Raw genomic sequence first — 19,159 nt, forward strand, 5'->3', positions numbered from 1 at the left:
AGATATTTGGCTTAATCTTGTAAGTTGTTTAGTTTTGGTAAGACTATATTTTTTATGTGTACAGTAACTATAGTTCCTAAAGGGGAACAGGATTTTATTTTAACATCAAATAGAGATGAAGCACCTAACAGGATGTCGTTGGCTCCAGATTTTCACGAAGTTAATGGTACTAAGATGTTGTTTCCAAAAGATGAGCTATCTGGGGGCACTTGGATTGGTATAAGTGAAAAGCATAGAGTAGTTTGTGTTTTGAACGGTGGATTTGAGCGGCATAAAAGACAACCAAACTATAGAAAAAGTAGAGGACAGGTTGCTAAAGAGTGTCTCGTTTTTGATAATTTGGTCGTTGGTATTGATGCTTATAACTTTAAAAATATTGAGCCTTTTACCATGGTATTGGCCGATTGGAATGCTGGTTTAAAGTTTTGCGAATTGGTTTGGGATGGTAATGAAAAACATTTTACTGAATTGCCCTTAGAACCTAAAATTTGGTCTTCTTCTACATTGTATAATCAAACGGTGAGAGAGGAGCGTCGATATTGGTTTGAAACGTTTAAGGATACAAAGTCGTTAAACGACGATAGCTTACTGGATTTTCATAAAAATACCGAAAAGGGTAATTTGGACTATGGTGTTATTATGGATAGGGGGGTTGTGAAAACGACGAGCATTACCCAGGTTGTTAAGCAAAATGATGCTGTTAATATGCGTTATGAAAGTCTTCAAAATAATTCGGTTTCAAGAGAAACTTTCAATCTTTCTTCAGTAGTTAATGAATAATACAGGCATTATTTTAACATTGGCTTATCCAGATACCGTTGTTATGGTGTCTAAAGAGTGGTTTTCGCCGTTTTTGCGATTTTTTGGTGTTGGTAAAAAGAATTACTTGAGAGCTGGGCATGCCGCATTGGTGTTAATCAATAAGGTGACGGGTGAATTGGAATACCATGATTTTGGGCGCTATATAACGCCTGAACCTACAGGACGGGTACGTGGTAAGGATACCGATAATGAACTGGATTTCCCTATAAAAGCTGACATTGAAAATGGTGTGATTAGAAACTTGGATGCAATTTTGGAATTTTTGGCAACCCACCCCAGGTTAACCCATGGTGAAGGTAAATTAATAGCTTCGGTGTGTTGTGCTGTAGATTATAAAAAGGCGCGCACCCATATTAGCGATATGCAAAGCAAGCACTTTATTAGGTATGCAGCCTTTATAAAAGAGGCATGCAACTGCGCACGTTTTGTAACCGATAGTTTAATTGCTTCTGTAACCGATTTAAGTATTAAAAAGAAGTTGGAACAATCCAAATGGTTTACGCCCAGTACCGTTGGTAATGTGGTTTTGGCCGACACTGAGAATTGTGTTTATGAAGTGTCTGAAACAGGTGTCATTTCAAAATTCAAAGGTTCACAAAAGAGTGAAAACCTACGCTGTTTCCTAGATAGGTTAAAAGGTCATGAGCCTCAGTTTGTGGGCACTTTAGAACCTAAGCCTGTCGATGCATTACACGACAAAGCACAATGGCTGTCGGGGATTGCTGCAGGGGCTTGGTTTGAATTGCACCATATAGGGCATGAGATAGAATATTATTTTAAACGGATTTCACCTCATGGCAATATTGATGTTCATGATAGGTATGTGGTTAACGACCCTGCGTTTAATTACGATCTAGAGTTTGAATTTGTACATTACTCCAACTGTAAATTTTTTCATGTACGGCAAAATGGAAAGGTGTTTCGATTTGAGAGGAAGGTGGAAGAAGCTGGAAGTAGAAGTTGGGGTGAAAAAACAGGAATTCAATAATGTTAAGTGTAGAAGAGAAAGGGAGCATGCCTACTACAGTATTGAGAGGTTTTATGTTTTGTTCAAAGATTTTAGGAATTCATCTGCTGTCATTACTGGGAGCAGAGATTTTTTAAAATCCTTTCCGTTTCTTGTAATTATAATTTCGCAGTCCGATTCCGTTGCACTAAAATATAGTAAAGCGTCTTCAAAATCATTTATTGCTGAATTAAGGCCTTTTTCAATTGTGTGTTCGTCCAAAGGGCATATTTTGCTAATTATCTTGAACTTGCGTAATTTTTCTTTGGCAATTTCTGGAGTTTCAAATTTGGCAAGGAAATAGTTTACTGTTGCAAAGGAGATTGGGGAAACAATCATTGTTAGCTTCCCTTTTTCGGCTAAAGTAGCGATTTTTGCAATTGGATCGTAAAAAGGTTTCCGTTCTCCTAAGAGGTCCAACATTATATTGGTGTCTATAAAAATTCTCCTGGTCATTTATATTTCTCCATTAAATGATCGGAATATTCTTTTTTATAGTCTAAATTAGTTGGGATTTCAGTTCCTGTAGCTATGCTTTTTACAAAAGGTGAAATCTCAAATTCAGAAGGGTCTTGCTGAGAAGTCAGGGATTTTAAATACGCTTCTACAATGCGGGATAAACTCATTTTTTTATTGGAAGCATACGCTTTAGCTTTCTCAATAATCTCTTGATTGAGTTTTAATGTTAACTTAGTATCCATGATATTTTGTGCTGTACGTATAAATATAGTGAAATAATCCGTACATTGAATTTGTTGCTGAGTTTTTAGAAGGGATTTGATGCACCCAACTAACCATTAATCAATAGCTAATTAATAGCAAAAGGTACGCTGAGCTTAAATGTTGGAATAGATACCTTAAATTTTTTGGTTGTGGTAAAGTTAACCATATTGTAATGGCCATACATAGCGCCAAAGGGAGAGCTTAACAAACAGCCCGAAGTATAAGTATGGGATTCGCCTGGTTTTAAAACAGGTTTTCTGCCTATAACGCCTTCACCGGTTACAATCTCTACATTATTTAGGGCATCCATGATATGCCATTGGCGCGCTAATAATTGTACCGAATCCTTACTTTGGTTTTCAATGGTTATGGTGTAGCCAAAAGCATATTGTATTTTATAGTTTTTATAAAAAGAGCCTTCGTAGTTTGTTTCTACAGAAATTTTTATGCCTTTTGTAACTTGTTGAACCATGTTTGTTGCTGATAAACAGTATGTTTAGGTTGGCTAAAATAAGAAATTTTAAGATGCGTAAATTATAAAAACCGTTAAAATGTATTTAATTGGAGATGTTAACCGAACTTCCTTCCCCCAAACCGATAATTTTATCGTAACGTGTACCTAAATCGCGATAGTATACTAAAACTTTGTAGTTGTTCTCTGTTTGATAAAAGTTGCCACTTATCAAACCTTCATCTATAATACCATTAGCATTAACCGCTACATATTTATAATTGTAAAATCCTTGTTTAAGTAAAAGGGCACCGTGGTATCGATTGGTGTGGTTGTCGTAGGAGAGTTTGGTACTTTCGTCAATCACATAGTTATTGAAATTACCATAAATGTGGATGCTTTTATCTTTAAAGGATTCGTTAGGTAATAGTGAAAAGTGAACCCAAACATAATCGGCTTCAATGTTTGAGTTATCGGCGTCAATATTCGTTATTAAATAATTACCGTTAATATCTGGATTATAGGTGTAAGGTCTTGAGGCTCTTTCAAAATTGGTGAACAAATAATTATGATAAATATCTTCTAAGGCAATACTTTGCACTCCTGTATTGGCAGCTCTTATATTCTTATTTTCAAAGAATAAGTATTCGTTGCCACCCCAAAAGCTGGATTCAATGTCATATTTATAAATCAATTGGTTGCCTATAGTAAATTGAGGCTCCAAATTATTAATGGCCGTGTTGAGGTTGTTGTTTTGAACAATAAGGGTTTTCACAGTTTGCTTGGGGTTATTGAGCAGTAGGTTTTTTGGGGAAATAACAATTTCTACGCGTTGCTTTTCTTCAATATACTCTATATCCCTTGAGCGTTTTAAAGTGACGCCCACATTGGCCTTGTCTTCATAAATCATAAACTTTCTAGAAAACACCAAATCGCCATAACTATCAAAAATACTTATAAGGTAGTTGCCCGATACTTTAAGCTTTCGGGTTTGATTGTTGGGTATGGTAAGTTTATAATGAGAATATATTTGGTAAGTGTTTAGTGAGTTCTCGTAATTTCTAATGCGTTGGTTGTCGAAACCCTCCATGTATTCTGACCTCACCAAATTTGAAGGCGTCCAATCAAAATTATGGTGAGTAATTTTATAGTAATAGTCGTCTTCGTTACCGTTAAGGGCATCAAACTCCAAGATGAGATATTCTCCTAATCGTAATACGGGTAATTGGCTTTCTGGGGTGTTGCCTTTAAAATTTATGGTTTTAATATAATCGGGAGGATTAACTTCTTGAACTTGGGAAAATACAAGTGTTTGAATTCCTATAAATACAAATAAAATACAAGTGTTAAATGGCATTACTATATGTTGATTTTTGGTAAATATAAACAAAATTCATTCCTAAAATAGAAAGGCTGTTTTTTGAAATAAAATTATAAGTCTTTTTTATAAAAACTGTGTTATAAATTTGTATTTTTGCAGCGATTTTTAGACAACTAATATTCAATAAAGTAAATATGTCAAACGACATTCGAATTAAAAAAGGTCTGGATATTAAACTTAAAGGTAAGGCTGAAAAAACTGTAGAACAGGCAATTATCAGCAACTACTGCACCGTTAGACCAGAAGATTTTCATGGCACTATTCCTAAACTTATCGCAAAAGAAGGTACCCAGGTAAAAGCTGGGGGAATTTTGTTTCATGATAAGTCTAACGAAGCAATTAAGTTTGTATCTCCAGTTTCGGGTAAGGTGATCGAAGTGGTCCGTGGACCCAAAAGACGCATTGATGCAATTAAGATCGAAGCCGATAAAACACAGGACTATCAAGATTATGGTAAGTTCGATTTAGATACGGCATCGCCAGAAGCGATAAAGGCACATTTGTTGGCATCAGGCTGTTGGCCTTTTGTAAAACAACGTCCTTACGATGTAATAGCCAATCCTAATAAGTTACCAAAAGCGATTTTTATTTCTGGTTATGCCAGTGCACCTTTAGCTGCCGATTTAGATTTTACGCTTCAAGGGAAAGAAACCGAGTTACAAGAGGCCATAACTGCTTTAGGTAAGCTTACTGAGGGCAAAGTACATGTGTCGGTTGGAAAAACATCCAATTCACCATTGGCAGGTTTGTCGGGTATCATGTTGCATAAAGTGTCTGGCCCACATCCGTCGGGTAATGTAGGTACGCAAATCAATAAAATTGATCCAATTAATAAAGGAGAAACCGTTTGGACGGTTAATCCGCAAGATTTGGTGATTATAGGTGAGTTGCTTTTAACAGGTAAATTTAATGCAGAACGTGTTGTAGCCTTGGCTGGGTCTTCTATTGAAAAACCAAGATATTTTAAAACCCTTATAGGTAGTGAGGTGTCTACTATGGTTTACGATAAAGGTATTGCTAAGGATGCTAATGCACGCATTATTTCTGGTAATGTTTTATCAGGCAAACATATAAAGCCAGATGGAGCATTGGATTATTACAGTAATGTGATTTCTGTGATTCCTGAAGGTGACGATTATGAGTTTTTTGGTTGGAACAAGCCAGTTTTCAATAAAATATCAACGTCAAGAGCACTTACATTTTCGTGGTTAAATCCAAAAAAGGAATACGATTTAAATACTAATACTAATGGTGAACACCGCGCTTTTGTAGTGACAGGTGGTTACGAAGAGGTGTTTCCTTTAGATATATACCCAATGCAAGTATTAAAAGCCTGTATGTATAAGGATTTAGATGAAATGGAAGCTTTAGGAATGTATGAAGTAGCACCTGAAGATTTTGCATTAACAGAATTTATTTGTGTGTCCAAACAACCACATCAAAAAATAATAAGAGAAGGTTTAGACTTAATGCTTAAAGAGATAGGATAATGGGTTTAAAAAGGAGATTACATATTTTAAAACGTAGGTATAGAGGTACTAAAATGGCACCTGCTTTCAATGCTATTCATACGTTTTTGTTTTTACCAGATGAGACTACTCACAGCGGTACACATATTAAAGTAGCCGATGATTTAAAACGTACGATGAATACCGTTATCATGGCTATGATACCATGTTTGATTTTTGGTATGTTCAATGCCGGGTATCAACATCATTTAGCTTTAGGGGAAATAGAGGCCGTAACACAAGGTTTTTTCAGTGCAGAATTTTGGACACTGGATAACTTTATGGTTGGTTTCTGGAAAATATTGCCATTGGTTATTGTATCGTATGGTGTTGGTCTAGGTATAGAATTCATATTTGCCATTATAAAAGGTCATGAAGTAGAAGAGGGGTATTTGGTAACCGGTATGTTGGTACCATTAATTGTACCAGTAGATATACCATTGTGGATGCTAGCAGTAGCTGTTATTTTTGGAGTTGTAATAGGGAAAGAGGTTTTTGGTGGCACAGGGATGAACATTCTTAACCCTGCTTTAACCATAAGAGCCTTTTTGTTTTTTGCTTATCCAACTTGGATGTCTGGAGATAAAGTATGGGTTCATGGTGCTGTAGAGCGCGATCAATTGATTGCTTCAGGTCAGAATTTAGATGCGATCTCTGGAGAAACCATTTTAGGTAGTTTGGCACAAGGTAAAGCAGCTGGTTATGAAATAGCAGATATGTTTTTAGGGTTTATACCAGGCTCGGTTGGAGAAACCTCCACCTTGTTAATTTTATTAGGAGGCCTATTTTTAATCTTTACTAAAATAGGAAGCTGGAGAATTATGTTATCTTCAGCATTGGGAGCCATAGTAATGGGCTTGATCTTCAACGGCGTTGTAGATTCTGGTATTATTTCAGAAGGTAGTAAGTTTTATGGCTTGATGAGTACCACTTGGTGGCATCATTTATTAATAGGTGGTTTTGCATTTGGTACCGTATTTATGGCTACAGACCCTGTAACGGCAGCACAAACCAATAAAGGAAAATGGGTTTACGGATTTTTAGTAGGATTTATTTCAATTCTCATTCGTGTATTCAACCCAGCATACCCAGAAGGAGTAATGTTAGCCATATTATTAATGAACGTTTTCGCACCCACAATCGATCATTATGTGGTTCAGGGTAATGTTAAAAGAAGAAAGAAACGTCTTAAAGTTAAAACGGCTTAAATTATGAGCAATAGAACAGAAAGTAATGGATATACTATACTATTCGCTATTGGAATGGTAGTAGTTGTTGGATCGCTATTGGCCTTTGCAGCTTCGGCATTAAAGCCCAATATTGATGAAAATAAGCGTTTAGAAAAGCAGCAAAATATTTTGTATGCTATGGGAGTTAACGAAAATGATGAAAGTAGTGCCAATTTTGTGTCTACAGAAGATGCTCCACAATTATTTGAAAAATACATCACCAAACAATTGGTTATTCAAGGCGATAAAGTAACCGAAGACGACCAGGCTTATTTAATAGATGTTAAGAAGGAGCAAGCTAATGCTAAAGCGGGGTTAGAAAGAAGGTTGCCTTTGTTTATTGGAGAGAAAGATGGTAAAACCTATTATATCGCTCCCATTAGAGGAAAAGGGCTTTGGGATGCTATATGGGCCTACGTTGCTATGGATGAAAACATGGTAGTACAAGGGGCGTATTTTGACCATAAAGGAGAAACACCTGGATTGGGAGCCAACATTAAACAGCGATTCTTTATGGACGATTTTATTGGAGAACATTTAAAATCCAATGGAGCGTTTAAAGGTATTGATGTGGCTAAAGGTAATGCCGATCCTAAAAATGAAGATAAAACAGATAATGAGGTAGATGCTATAGCTGGAGCTACTATTACAGGAAATGGTGTTTCGGCAATGATAAAAAGCGACTTAAAGCTTTATGTACCTTATTTCGAAAACTTAAAAAACAATTAATCTATGGGACTTTTATCAAAGAAAGACACTAAGTTAATATTAGACCCTTTAGCAGACAATAACCCAATTACCATTCAAGTACTGGGGATATGTTCAGCTTTAGCAATTACAGCAGAGCTAAAGGCTTCGATAGTAATGGCTATTTCTGTATTATTTGTTTTGGGAGTAGGTAATGTGGTTATTTCATTAATGCGCAACATTATACCTTCAAAAATTAGAATTATAGTGCAACTTGTTGTTGTTGCTGCTTTAGTAATTATAGTAGACCAAGTGTTAAAAGCTTTTGCTTACGAGTTAAGTAAAACCTTATCGGTTTTTGTGGGCTTAATTATTACCAACTGTATTATTATGGGACGTTTTGAAGCTTTTGCTTTGGGTAATGGCCCTTGGCGCTCATTTTTAGATGGTGTTGGTAATGCAGCTGGATATGGTGTTATACTTATAATTGTTGGTTTCTTTAGGGAATTGTTAGGTTCTGGAACCTTATTGGGCTTTAAAGTGTTAGGAGATCCAATTGAAAAAACTGGAATATATGCCATAGGGTATGAAAACAATGGGTTTATGTTGTTATCTCCAATGGCTCTAATTGTAGTTGGAATTATTATTTGGGTGCAACGTTCTAAAAATAAAGCATTAATTGAAGATCATTAATAAGTAAGCAGTTTGCAGTTGCAGTATGCAGTATCACTGTATATTAAAACTGAGACTGAAAACTAAAAGAATATGGAACATATAGAATTATTTTTCAAATCAATATTTATAGATAACATGGTATTTGCCACGTTCTTGGGAATGTGCTCTTACTTAGCTGTATCTAAAAAAGTAAGTACAGCAGTTGGTCTTGGTGCAGCTGTAATATTTGTATTGGCTATTACAGTGCCTTTAAACTGGTTACTAGATCAATATTTACTGCAACCAGGAGCTTTGGTTTGGTTAGGTGAAGACTATGCGTCTTACGATTTAAGTTTCTTGTCATTCATTATGTTTATTGCCACGATCGCTACTATGGTACAATTGGTAGAGATTGTAGTTGAAAAATTTTCACCATCATTATATAATTCTCTTGGTATTTTCTTGCCGCTTATTGCGGTTAACTGTGCTATTCTTGGGGGATCGTTATTCATGCAATCGCGTGAAATACCAACATTAGGTCTAGCTACAGTATATGGTATTGGGTCTGGTATAGGATGGTTTTTAGCTATTTTGGCTATTGCTGCCATTCGTGAAAAAATAAGATATTCTAATGTACCTCCCGCCTTAAGAGGTTTAGGAATTACTTTCATTACTACAGGTTTAATGGCTATAGGTTTTATGAGTTTTGGAGGCATGCTTACAGGGGGAGACGATGCAGGAAAGAAAGAAGACAAAACAGTTGTTGTTGAAGAACAAAAAGAAGAGTCAGTGGAAGTAGCTTCGGTTACTACTAAATCTGAAGAAGAAAAAGAGTTATCAAACACTATTAAAGTAAATGAGTAACATGATTTTAGCCGCAGGTACAGCAGGAACCATAGCCGTAACGGTAGTAGCATTTTTAATTATTACCTTGTTATTGGTTGCGTTATTACTAGTAGTAAAAGAAAAGTTATCGCCATCTGGCCCAGTAAAGATTACCATAAATGGTGAGAAGGAAATTGAGGTGGCATCTGGAGACAGCTTGCTCTCTACCTTAGGGGGGCAAAAAATATTTTTACCATCGGCTTGTGGAGGTGGTGGTACTTGTATCCAATGTGAGTGCCATGTCTTAGCAGGAGGAGGAGAAGCACTTCCTACCGAGACGCCGCATTTCACCCGTAAAGAATTACAACACGGAGCCCGTTTAGCCTGTCAGGTTAAAGTAAAGCAGGATATGGACATTACCATTCCAGAAGAAGTGTTTGGTATTAAAAAATGGGAAGCTACTGTTGTTAGAAACTATAACGTAGCCTCATTTATTAAAGAGTTTGTGGTTGAAATCCCCGAGGATATGAACTATAAGGCAGGGGGGTATATCCAAATTGAAATACCACCATGTGAAATTAAATATTCCGATATAGATATCACAGCACATCCAGAAGAGCATGAAACGCCAGATAAATTTCAAGCTGAATGGGATAAGTTTGGTCTATGGCCTTTAGTAATGAAGAATGATGAGACTGTAGAAAGAGCCTACTCGATGGCCTCTTTCCCAGCAGAAGGACGTGAGATCATGCTAAACGTGCGTATTGCTACCCCACCATGGGATCGAGCTAAAAATGGTTGGATGGACGTTAATCCGGGAGTAGCGTCATCGTTTATATTTGCGCAAAAGCCAGGAGATAAAGTAACCATTTCTGGACCTTACGGTGAGTTCTTTATCAACGAGTCTGAAAGTGAAATGCTTTATGTTGGTGGTGGTGCAGGTATGGCACCAATGCGTTCGCACTTATATCATTTGTTTAAAACCTTAAGGACAGGGCGTAAAGTGACCTATTGGTATGGAGGTCGTTCTAAGCGCGAGCTATTCTATTTAGACCATTTCTATCAATTGGAAAAAGAGTTCCCGAACTTTAGATTCTTCTTGGCCTTATCTGAACCCTTACCGGAAGATAACTGGAAAGTAAAAGAAGATATCGATTCGCCAGGAGATGGTTTTGTGGGCTTCATCCATAATTGTGTAATCGACAATTATTTAAGTAAACACGATGCGCCTGAAGATATCGAATTGTATTTCTGTGGACCTCCATTAATGAACAAGGCTGTACAGAAAATGGGAGAAGATTTTGGTATCCCAGATGAGCATATCCGATTTGACGACTTTGGTGGATAGACCGTTGTCTTGATAAAATAGTATTCTGAGCAGAGTCGAGGAATTTATATAAATTAAACCCCAATGCCTAAGCATTGGGGTTTTTCATTCTCTATAACTCATGATTAATTATTAATTATTCATTATTAACTATTCATTGTTCATTAATTCATTTGAGGAGGTATGGGAGCAGGTACCAAATTTTTAACTGGTTTTATGCTTTTTAAGTAAGCGAAAATAGCCTTTAGATCATCGTCATTTAAATTTCTATATTGATCCCATGGCATAGGCGGTAATATAGGTCTGCTTCCTTCAAGGCCTTTATATAGTCCTTTTTTAAAGACTGTTAAAAATTGGGTTTCTGTCCAAGTACCAATACCTGTTTCGTCTGGTGTTAAATTAGCGGCAAACGATGTTCCCCATGGACCTGTAGCAGAAGTAAGCCCCATTGAAAAAAGTATATATTTACTGGCTGTTTCCTTGTCGTAATCAGGTAAGGCATCATCTGCAGGGTGTCCAGATAAAAGCCTGTTGTGATCCAGTTCCATACCTTTTTCGCTAAATATTTTTGGAGAATGGCAATCATGACAACCAATGGCATTTACCAAATATCCCCCGCGTTCTATGGGGTCAATGGTAACTTCTTTTGCGGGTTGGTATTCGTCTTCTTTTGGGGTTTCCTTTTTGTTGGAATTACATCCAAGTAATAACATGCAAAGGAGCAATGCAAAAACACTTGTTTTCATAGTTGGTTGGTTAATTAACGTTAAACAATAAATTACACTTTTACAACTAGAAGGTTAATTCAGTGGGAGTAGTTTTGGGGATAAGATGTTCTATATAATCCATAGCATTGTCTATGTTATCTAGATGGCATAAGTAGCTAATAACAGCAGAAAGCCCCCTGAATAGCGTGTCTTTATCAGTAGGGTTCTTAGGCCTTTTATTTTTATGGTGAAGGGGCAATTGATAACCACAAGCTTTTAAAAAAGTGACTTCAATTTGTAATAACTCAGACGGTAGGTAACCATTAAAACGTTTTCCGAAAGCTTCATTTACCTTGCCTATATAATTTAATTGCAAAGCCCCATGGGCATCAGATAAATGTTTCCAACTATCCATATTATCTAATATATTCCCCACAGCACACTGCTTACAACACTCAGGGTTTAAAGTGTCGTTGAGAAAAGCTGTATATAGCTTTTTTATGGCTTGTTCTAAACGGATAGAGGTGTTCATAAGGACTCAAGCTTTACCTAAAGATACTAAAAATATTTATCTATTTAAAAATCAGTTTGCTTTGGGAGCTAGTCTACTAGTGGGAATCTGTTTTTTACGAAATAAACTTATGGTTAGGTTTGATTGATTTAGCTGAAATATTAAGTGATACACTATGAAAGCAAAAATAGTATTGGTTTTGGTAAGATTTTGAGAGGATTTTAGTTGCGTTAAGTTATAAATTGAAAACTTTTAATTAAGATTCAGTAAAGTACTTTAAAAGAATCTTTTGTGTATTAATTATTGATAAAAATTTAGATAGTAATAAGACGTTTTATGAAGCACAAATTAACCGTCGTAATTATTTTTACTTTTATACTCATTGGATTGCTTTTTATTCCATTGTTTGGAGAAATTGAAAATACTTTTTTTCTTTTTCTGGGACGTTTTCATCCATTGATTCTACATTTACCTATAGGAGCCTTAATGGTGTTATTCTTAATGGAGGTGATAGGGATGCTGCGTCCGAAATTAAATTTAGATGCCGCTTGCGATATTTTGCTTTGGTTTACGGTTTTAAGTATTGTTCCAACGGTTATTATTGGGTTTTTGTTAGCCTACAGCGGAAATTACAACGATGCCATGCTTCAAAAACACCAATGGTTGGGTTGGTTTACGGCTTTAGTGTGTGTTTGGTTGCTCGCCTTGCGCCGAAAAAAATCATCTACTCAAGGGAGTAGTGTAACCAAGCTATATAAAATTTCCCTGTTTATCAATGTGGTTTTATTGTCTATGGCCGGTCATTATGGGGGTTCATTAACACACGGTTCAAACTATTTAACCAAGCACATGCCTTCAGGAATGAAAGCTGCTCTAGGAGTTTCAGATTCAGATCACGGAGCCTATTTGGCATTAAATAGTTCGGGAGATTCTACTTCGGTGGAGGCCATGCATTATCAGACTAAGGTTAGGCCTGTCATGGAAAAATACTGTTTTGAATGTCATGGGGAGGATAAACAAAAAGGAGGCATCCGTTTGGATGTTTTACATTGGGATATGATTAATGGGCCAGATGCCGAGGGATGGCATTCAGCTTTAGATATGATAAATTCTGGAGAGATGCCACCAGAAGAGGAACCACAATTGCAAGATGATGAACGTCGAGCTTTGGTGGAATGGATGACCAATAATTTAAAACAGGCCGCTATTGTTAAACAAACGGCAGATAAAGGTGTAATGCGGAGGTTGACAAAAAAGCAATACACGCATACATTAAATGAGTTATTAGGGGTGTCCGTTAATTTTGGAGATGTATTGCCCGATGACGGAAAATCTAAAATGGGATTTAGTAATAACGGAAACATTTTACAGACATCGTCATTACACATAGACTATTACCAAAAAATTGCACGTGAAGCTTTAAATAAAGCCATTGTTTTTGGAGATAAACCAGAAACCAAAAAGTATAAGGTAACCATAGGGAAAGAGGTTGGAGATGGTAAAACAGGAACAGAGTTCTGGGGCTACCAAACCGCGGCGATTAAAAAGAAAGATTTACAGATAGAAATATTAAATGATCGTGGAATTCCCTTTGTAGCCGATACAACAAAACCAGAAGATGCTATTACCGTACTTAAAAACAAGATAGGAATTGGTATGAGGGGCTCTGCAAGTAATCGTTATGCGGTTGTAGACGAAGGTATCATTTTAAGCGCTGCATTACCAGCAAAAGAAGTAGCTCCAAAATCATGGCAAGGGCCTTCACCAAATTTAAAAATGTTGGTTAAAGAAGATTTTCCAAGGTCTGGAGATTTTGTGTTTAGGGTAGAAGCCTCAAGAGGGTATAGCTCATGGTTAACCAAAGACGAACGATTAATCGATTTAAGAAAAGATACGCCCGCATCCCAGTCTTCCGAAGCCATTTTTATAACGGCTAAAGATGTAACACCTACCGAAAATTTAATATTAAAAGATAATCGTTTATTAATGCCCGAAGATGTTGCCGCAATTTCTAAGGCTAATTTTGAATACAACGTACCAAAGGGCGGGGTGTATCAAGTAGATTTAGTGCATCCTTATGCATCAGACGATGCTATGCCTTCCTATAATATAAATCTTTTGGGGGGTAAAAAAAATGGGATGGTTAGTAAGCGTCTTTATATAAACCAAGAGCAAAAAGATGCCAGTCAAATTGTTACTCCCGTTACACTAATCTATTTGTCCGAAGGAGACCATAAAGGGTATATTGGAGGGAAATTCTTTGTTGGATTCAGCCGTATTGTGCTAACACCATTATCTGAAGCGGAGTTGGCCGAAGCCGCTTTTGAGGATGAAGCAAAAAAGAATGAGCAACGGTATAAATCTGTAAATCCATCCATACAAGTTTTTGCTGGTTCCAGAACAGATGATGGGATGGATTACAAAATCTTTGGGGAAAGCAAAGAAGTAACGGCCCCTTTTGGAGAATCTCAAATGTTTGAGTTTAAAGGTAGACTGGAAAACCTGCCAATTCCTCTAGAAAGTTCCCAAGTAAGCGGGGACTTGGCAAATATTTTGACTTTGGGACTTTGGAATAACCATTTGGTTAAGGATAGTCGTTTTAACGGACCGCCGTTATTAATTAAGTCGGTCGAATTTGAAGCACCTTATTATTCTGTTTGGCCGCCAGAGAGTCATACAAATATTTTCTTTAACTCCCCGCTTAAGGAAAATAAAGAGTTGTATACCGAAGCCGTATTAACCCGATTTATTGAGCGCGCTTTTAGACGTAAACTTAAACCAGGTGAGTTAGATCGCTATATGGATTTTTGGAGGAGTGTTGAACATGATTTTGATCGTTATGAAGACGGTGTGAAGGAAGTGCTTGTTGCAGTTTTGTGCTCTCCTAACTTTATTTATATCTATGAACCCGAAAAAACAGAAAAAGAAAAGTCGGACGATCAGTTCATTCTAGCTTCCCGTTTGTCATACTTCCTTTGGAACTCCCCTCCAGATGAGACTCTAATGGCTTTAGCTTCAGAAGGTGATTTGCATGATGAATTACCTGAACAGGTGGAGCGTATGGTGCAAGATTCCAAAATATCCAGAATGGTACGTTCGTTTGCCTCTGAATGGTTGCGACTGGACAGGCATAAGAGTATGGATACCGATGTAAATGAATATGTAGATTACACTAGGTTTGTAAAGGAAGATATGGCCAACGAAACCTATGAGTTTATTAGCCATGTATTAAAGAATAATTTGAGTATTCTGAATTTTATAGATTCAGATTTTGCCATGCTTAACCAAAACCTTGCAGAATTTTATGGTATAGAAGGCGTGCAAGGAAATGCATTTCGTCCAGTGCATTTAACCGAGGAAATGCATAGGGGCGGATTGCTTTCGCAAGGGGCGTTTTTAAATGGCCATTCAGATGGCTTACAGGCACATCCAATAAAAAGGGCCGTATGGCTTAAAGAAAAAATATTGGGAGACACACCACCACCGCCACCACCAAATGTGCCTGAGCTAGATCCCGAAACACCAGGTTTTGAAGATTTGACTTTGAAGGAACAATTGTTCTTGCATAGAAATAAAACATCCTGTTTAGATTGTCATAGCAAAATAGATCCTTATGGTGTCGTTTTTGAAAACTATGATGCCGTTGGAAGGTATCGTTTGGAATCTTCTAATGGAAAACCAATAGACTCTAAGTCCAAGTTGCCAGACGGAACGGAAGTTGAAGGTGTTCGTGGCATAAAGGACTATATTTTAAAACTGAAAAAGGACGATTTTACCAAAGCTCTGGTAGAACACCTTTATGCCTATGCCATAGGCCGTGATGTTAGTTTTGCCGATCAAGAAGCAATCGATAATATAGTGGAGGAAGTCATTGATGACGATTATCGTTTTCAAAGTGTGATAACTCAAATTGTTTTGAGTCCGTCATTTTATAAAACAGAACCCAATTGGTTTCAAAAAATAGTTGGATTATGAGTAAAAAACCTTGGCATTTAGATCGAAGAACCTTTTTAAAAGGCTTAGGGGTGGCTTGTATGCTTCCCTATTTTGAAGGTATGGCAATGAGCAGTTTTTCAAAATTTGTAACTCCTCAACCACCAAAGCGCTTGTGTTTTCTATATTTTCCAAATGGTGTGGCTCTACCGCCAGTTGAAAGTGCCTATCACAACGATTGGAGTTGGTTTCCACAGGGAGAGGGAACTAATTACAAATTCACCAAAACCCTATCGCCTTTAACAGCATTCAGGAATGATATATCTATTATGGGAGGTTTAAGCCATCCTAATAGCCGTCAGTTATTGGGGCATATCGCAGGAGATACCTGGTTAACAGGAGGGGATTTACGAGGAGAGTACAAAAATAATATTTCGGTGGATCAGGTGGCCGCTAAAAAGTTAGGGCGTTACACGCGTTTCCCATCCTTGTCTCTATCAACAGATGGTGGTGTAGGCTATAAATCGAGAGTATCGACCTTATCTTTTAATTCCTCTGGAAGGCCTATTCCATCAGAGCATAGACAACGCGAAATCTTTGAACGCTACTTTTCACCTAATGGAGCAAGTTCTACTAACGAACGCCGAAAAAGTTTGCACCAAGGGAAAAAAATTGTTGATCTTGTTTTAGAAGACAGTAAAAAGCTCCAGCATCGATTGGGGGCTAACGACAAAGCAAAGCTCGACGAATATTTAACATCGTTAAACCAGGTTGAAGAACAACTAAAGAGAAATGAACGCTGGCTGGATGTGCCCATGAAAGACTTTGATGCCAGTCTAATCAATTTGGATGTTGATCCCGTATCTGCACCGCAAGACTATATAAGATCCATGATGGATTTAATAGTTCTTGGTTTCCAAACAGATGCAACCAGGGTAATTAGTTATATGTTAGCCAGAGAGGACGGCATGGGCTTTGGGGATAATTTTCCAAAGATCGCACTGGGACTAAAGGGGCATCACGGAATCTCACACGATAAAACCAGAGGTCACTGGGCAGAATGGGGGCGTTACGATCAATGGCTTACAAAACAACTGGCCTATTTTATAGATAAGATGAAAAGCACAACAGATGAACACGGTTCCCTGTTGGACAATACACTCATCCTATATGGAAGCGCCTGTAGTTCTACACATAATGCCAGGAATTGCCCGCTTATTTTGGCCGGAGGTAATAATTTGGGTGTTAAACATGGTAGCTATACCAAGTTTGATGAAAAGCATACCCCCATGTCCAATCTTTTTGTGAGCATGCTTAATAAAGTAGATGTCCCTACCGAGCAGTTTTCAGACAGTACAGGGCCATTACCCTCAATTCTTTAATAATCATAGTTTTAATATAACCAACTTTCATGAGTAACCAAACTAAGCCTTCTATTGTGAGTAAGGAACTAATGTTTCCTTTCATAATAATAACATCCCTTTTTGCTTTATGGGGAATTGCTAACGACTTAACCAATCCAATGGTATCGGCATTTAAAAAAGTAATGCCAGAACTATCCAATATCCAGGCATCTTTAGTGCAGTTTGCTTTTTATTTTGGGTATTTTTTTATGGCTTTGCCTGCGGCCTTATTTATAAGGCGGTTTAGTTATAAATCTGGAATTCTTTTAGGTTTGATACTTTACGCTACTGGAGCCTTTTTGTTCTACCCTGCAGCATTATATGAAGAATATAATTACTTTTTAATTTCTTTATGGGTCATTACATGTGGCTTGGCTTTTTTGGAGACAACAGCTAACCCTTTAATTCTTGTGCTAGGCGATAAAAGAACTGCAACACAGCGTTTAAATTTATCTCAGGCTTTTAATCCGGTAGGATCGCTAACTGGGATGATCATTGCACAGGTGTTTGTTTTGGCCGCCTTGCGTTCAGACGATTATACCACAACAGCGTACAATGCGTTATCTTCTGGTGAATTGGCGGCTATTCGTGAAAACGATTTGAGCGTTATTAGTGTGCCTTATTTAAGTTTGGGAGTATTGGTTTTAATAATAATGACTATCATTTTATTTACCAAAATACCAAAAACACCCGTTGAAGATAAAATGTCGCTGTCGCTTTCTTTTAAAAAGGTACTCGCTAACAAAATATATTTAAAAGGTATTTTGGCACAGGCAGCTTGCGTAGGGTCCCAAATTATGTGCTGGACATACATTTTTCATTATGTCGATAATTTAAACGAAAGCACTGGTTGGAATTTAACAGCAACAAATTATAATATTGCTGCAATGATATTATTCTTAAGCGGACGTTGGATAGGTACTGGTTTGATGAAAAGAATAAATCCTTCAAGAATTTTAATGATCTTTGGCTCTGGTGGGGCTATTGCAAGCATTGGAGCTATTGTACTACCAGGTATGATGGGCTTAATTTCTTTAGTTGCCATTTCAGTATTCATGTCCATAATGTTTCCAACAATTTACGGCATCGCTCTAAAAAATATGGGTGAAGAAGCTAAAATAGCATCGGCAGGCTTGGTTATGGCCATTGTTGGAGGTGCATTAATGCCAATAGTCCAGGCAGCAGTTTTGGATTGGGGTGGTGATGGTTTAGCCGATTTAAATTTGTTAGGGTATATTCCTGAAGTTAATTTTTCCTTTATTTTGCCTGCCCTTTGCTTGGCTTTTGTAGGGTATTATGGTTACAGTACTATAAAGACAACCGATATTAAAATAGAAGCATAATGTTTTGTTTAAAGTATTGAAACATATAAAAGCTTAGCTTTTCTGCTACTCCTTTGTGTGGGATTGATTTTTTGAAAATAAGAAGGCACTAATGTTGTTAAGGTGAAGCCCCTAAAAGAGATTATTTGTATTGGGGAATAATAGAAGTTAAGACTAGCATAAATAGCCGTTCGTAGCATTTTAAAATATATGGTGCCTAAATTTTAATTCAAAAAATTTATGTGGTAATTTTGCTTTATGAGCAAACCACTTACCGAACAAGAGTTGCATAACTTAGCCATGAACCACGTGGGAAAAGATTTAGAAGAACGTGGTTTTGAATTTATTGCGGTGAACAGTCAGCTAAAAAAGCATCCCCAATTTGTCTGCATCGATAAGAACAATCAATATTATTTTGTGATAGTTAGGGCGGTTATTTTACCTGATGACCCTAATAATTATGATTTGGTTTGGATGGAGACCTTTAAAAAACATGCTAGGGAGAAAAATGCCAAAGTATTGTATGCTGGCGTTGGCTTAGGAAATATAAATGGAAAGAAACTACCTATATACTTAAATGAAGATTATCTGTTGGAATATAATGGTATACAAGTGGTAGAGACTAATTTGAATTAATATGTATCGATTTATTATTGCTTTATGCATAGTA

The 19,159-nt window shown here is 37.0% G+C and carries 18 protein-coding genes; 12 read left to right on the forward strand and 6 right to left on the reverse strand.

The annotated features are described in order from the left end of the window. The first annotated feature begins 54 nt into the window (after positions 1-54). Positions 55-780 carry an NRDE family protein gene (locus MR062_RS01635; protein ID WP_242202309.1) on the forward strand — a complete coding sequence of 242 codons (726 nt, stop codon included), beginning with the start codon at positions 55-57 and terminating at the stop codon, positions 778-780. Continuing rightward, positions 773-1,810, forward strand: coding sequence for a DUF6695 family protein (locus MR062_RS01640; RefSeq protein WP_242202310.1), 1,038 nt, complete (start codon positions 773-775; stop codon positions 1,808-1,810). Before MR062_RS01635 ends, MR062_RS01640 begins: the two co-directional genes overlap by 8 nt. A 51-nt stretch (positions 1,811-1,861) precedes the next feature. Here the strand turns inward: MR062_RS01640 and MR062_RS01645 are convergent, their stop codons facing one another. From MR062_RS01645 to MR062_RS01660, 4 genes are all read right to left on the reverse strand, one after another. Continuing rightward, a complete protein-coding gene (locus MR062_RS01645) occupies positions 1,862-2,284 on the reverse strand; it encodes a type II toxin-antitoxin system VapC family toxin (RefSeq protein WP_242202311.1) in 423 nt (140 codons plus the stop codon). Continuing rightward, positions 2,281-2,529 (reverse strand): DUF6364 family protein, encoded by a 249-nt coding sequence (locus tag MR062_RS01650; RefSeq protein WP_242202313.1) that lies wholly within the window; start codon positions 2,527-2,529, stop codon positions 2,281-2,283. The genes MR062_RS01645 and MR062_RS01650 overlap by 4 nt, the downstream gene beginning before the upstream one ends. A 107-nt stretch (positions 2,530-2,636) precedes the next feature. After that, positions 2,637-3,023: a Co2+/Mg2+ efflux protein ApaG gene (apaG, locus tag MR062_RS01655; protein WP_242202314.1), complete on the reverse strand. Its 387-nt coding sequence runs from the start codon at positions 3,021-3,023 to the stop codon at positions 2,637-2,639. An 85-nt stretch (positions 3,024-3,108) separates the two neighbouring features. After that, positions 3,109-4,359 (reverse strand): type IX secretion system plug protein, encoded by a 1,251-nt coding sequence (locus MR062_RS01660; protein WP_242202315.1) that lies wholly within the window; start codon positions 4,357-4,359, stop codon positions 3,109-3,111. A 158-nt stretch (positions 4,360-4,517) separates the two neighbouring features. Here MR062_RS01660 and MR062_RS01665 point away from each other — a divergent pair, with 158 nt between their 5' ends. From MR062_RS01665 to nqrF, 6 genes are all read left to right on the forward strand, one after another. Next, positions 4,518-5,873, forward strand: a complete 1,356-nt coding sequence (locus MR062_RS01665) for a Na(+)-translocating NADH-quinone reductase subunit A (protein ID WP_242202316.1) — start codon at positions 4,518-4,520, stop codon at positions 5,871-5,873. Then, entirely contained in the window at positions 5,873-7,099 is a 1,227-nt protein-coding gene (locus tag MR062_RS01670) for an NADH:ubiquinone reductase (Na(+)-transporting) subunit B (RefSeq protein WP_242202317.1), read from the forward strand. The genes MR062_RS01665 and MR062_RS01670 overlap by 1 nt, the downstream gene beginning before the upstream one ends. A 3-nt stretch (positions 7,100-7,102) precedes the next feature. After that, on the forward strand, positions 7,103-7,849 hold the full coding sequence (locus MR062_RS01675; RefSeq protein WP_242202318.1) for a Na(+)-translocating NADH-quinone reductase subunit C: 747 nt from the start codon (positions 7,103-7,105) through the stop codon (positions 7,847-7,849). A gap of 3 nt (positions 7,850-7,852) precedes the next feature. Beyond that, a complete protein-coding gene (locus tag MR062_RS01680) occupies positions 7,853-8,500 on the forward strand; it encodes an NADH:ubiquinone reductase (Na(+)-transporting) subunit D (protein ID WP_242202319.1) in 648 nt (215 codons plus the stop codon). 72 nt (positions 8,501-8,572) lie between these two features. Next, positions 8,573-9,325, forward strand: a complete 753-nt coding sequence (gene nqrE, locus MR062_RS01685; RefSeq protein ID WP_242202320.1) for an NADH:ubiquinone reductase (Na(+)-transporting) subunit E — start codon at positions 8,573-8,575, stop codon at positions 9,323-9,325. Between the two features lies 1 nt (position 9,326). Continuing rightward, on the forward strand, positions 9,327-10,634 hold the full coding sequence (gene nqrF, locus MR062_RS01690) for an NADH:ubiquinone reductase (Na(+)-transporting) subunit F (RefSeq protein WP_242202524.1): 1,308 nt from the start codon (positions 9,327-9,329) through the stop codon (positions 10,632-10,634). 143 nt (positions 10,635-10,777) lie between these two features. Here the strand turns inward: nqrF and MR062_RS01695 are convergent, their stop codons facing one another. Both MR062_RS01695 and MR062_RS01700 read right to left on the reverse strand, forming a co-directional pair. Then, positions 10,778-11,359 carry a diheme cytochrome c-553 gene (locus MR062_RS01695; RefSeq protein ID WP_242202321.1) on the reverse strand — a complete coding sequence of 194 codons (582 nt, stop codon included), beginning with the start codon at positions 11,357-11,359 and terminating at the stop codon, positions 10,778-10,780. Between the two features lie 46 nt (positions 11,360-11,405). Beyond that, entirely contained in the window at positions 11,406-11,852 is a 447-nt protein-coding gene (locus MR062_RS01700) for a Na(+)-translocating NADH-quinone reductase subunit F (protein WP_242202322.1), read from the reverse strand. 315 nt (positions 11,853-12,167) lie between these two features. Between MR062_RS01700 and MR062_RS01705 the strand changes: the two genes are divergently transcribed. From MR062_RS01705 to MR062_RS01720, 4 genes are all read left to right on the forward strand, one after another. Beyond that, positions 12,168-15,806, forward strand: a complete 3,639-nt coding sequence (locus MR062_RS01705) for a DUF1592 domain-containing protein (protein ID WP_242202323.1) — start codon at positions 12,168-12,170, stop codon at positions 15,804-15,806. Then, positions 15,803-17,146 carry a DUF1552 domain-containing protein gene (locus tag MR062_RS01710; RefSeq protein ID WP_242202324.1) on the forward strand — a complete coding sequence of 448 codons (1,344 nt, stop codon included), beginning with the start codon at positions 15,803-15,805 and terminating at the stop codon, positions 17,144-17,146. The genes MR062_RS01705 and MR062_RS01710 overlap by 4 nt, the downstream gene beginning before the upstream one ends. A 29-nt stretch (positions 17,147-17,175) precedes the next feature. After that, on the forward strand, positions 17,176-18,510 hold the full coding sequence (fucP, locus tag MR062_RS01715; RefSeq protein WP_242202325.1) for an L-fucose:H+ symporter permease: 1,335 nt from the start codon (positions 17,176-17,178) through the stop codon (positions 18,508-18,510). A gap of 237 nt (positions 18,511-18,747) precedes the next feature. Next, complete coding sequence (locus MR062_RS01720) at positions 18,748-19,125, forward strand: Na(+)-translocating NADH-quinone reductase subunit F (protein WP_242202326.1); 378 nt, start codon at positions 18,748-18,750, stop codon at positions 19,123-19,125. Positions 19,126-19,159: the final 34 nt, after the last annotated feature.

This window comes from Aestuariivivens insulae (assembly GCF_022662195.1).
Classification (GTDB): domain Bacteria; phylum Bacteroidota; class Bacteroidia; order Flavobacteriales; family Flavobacteriaceae; genus Aestuariivivens; species Aestuariivivens insulae.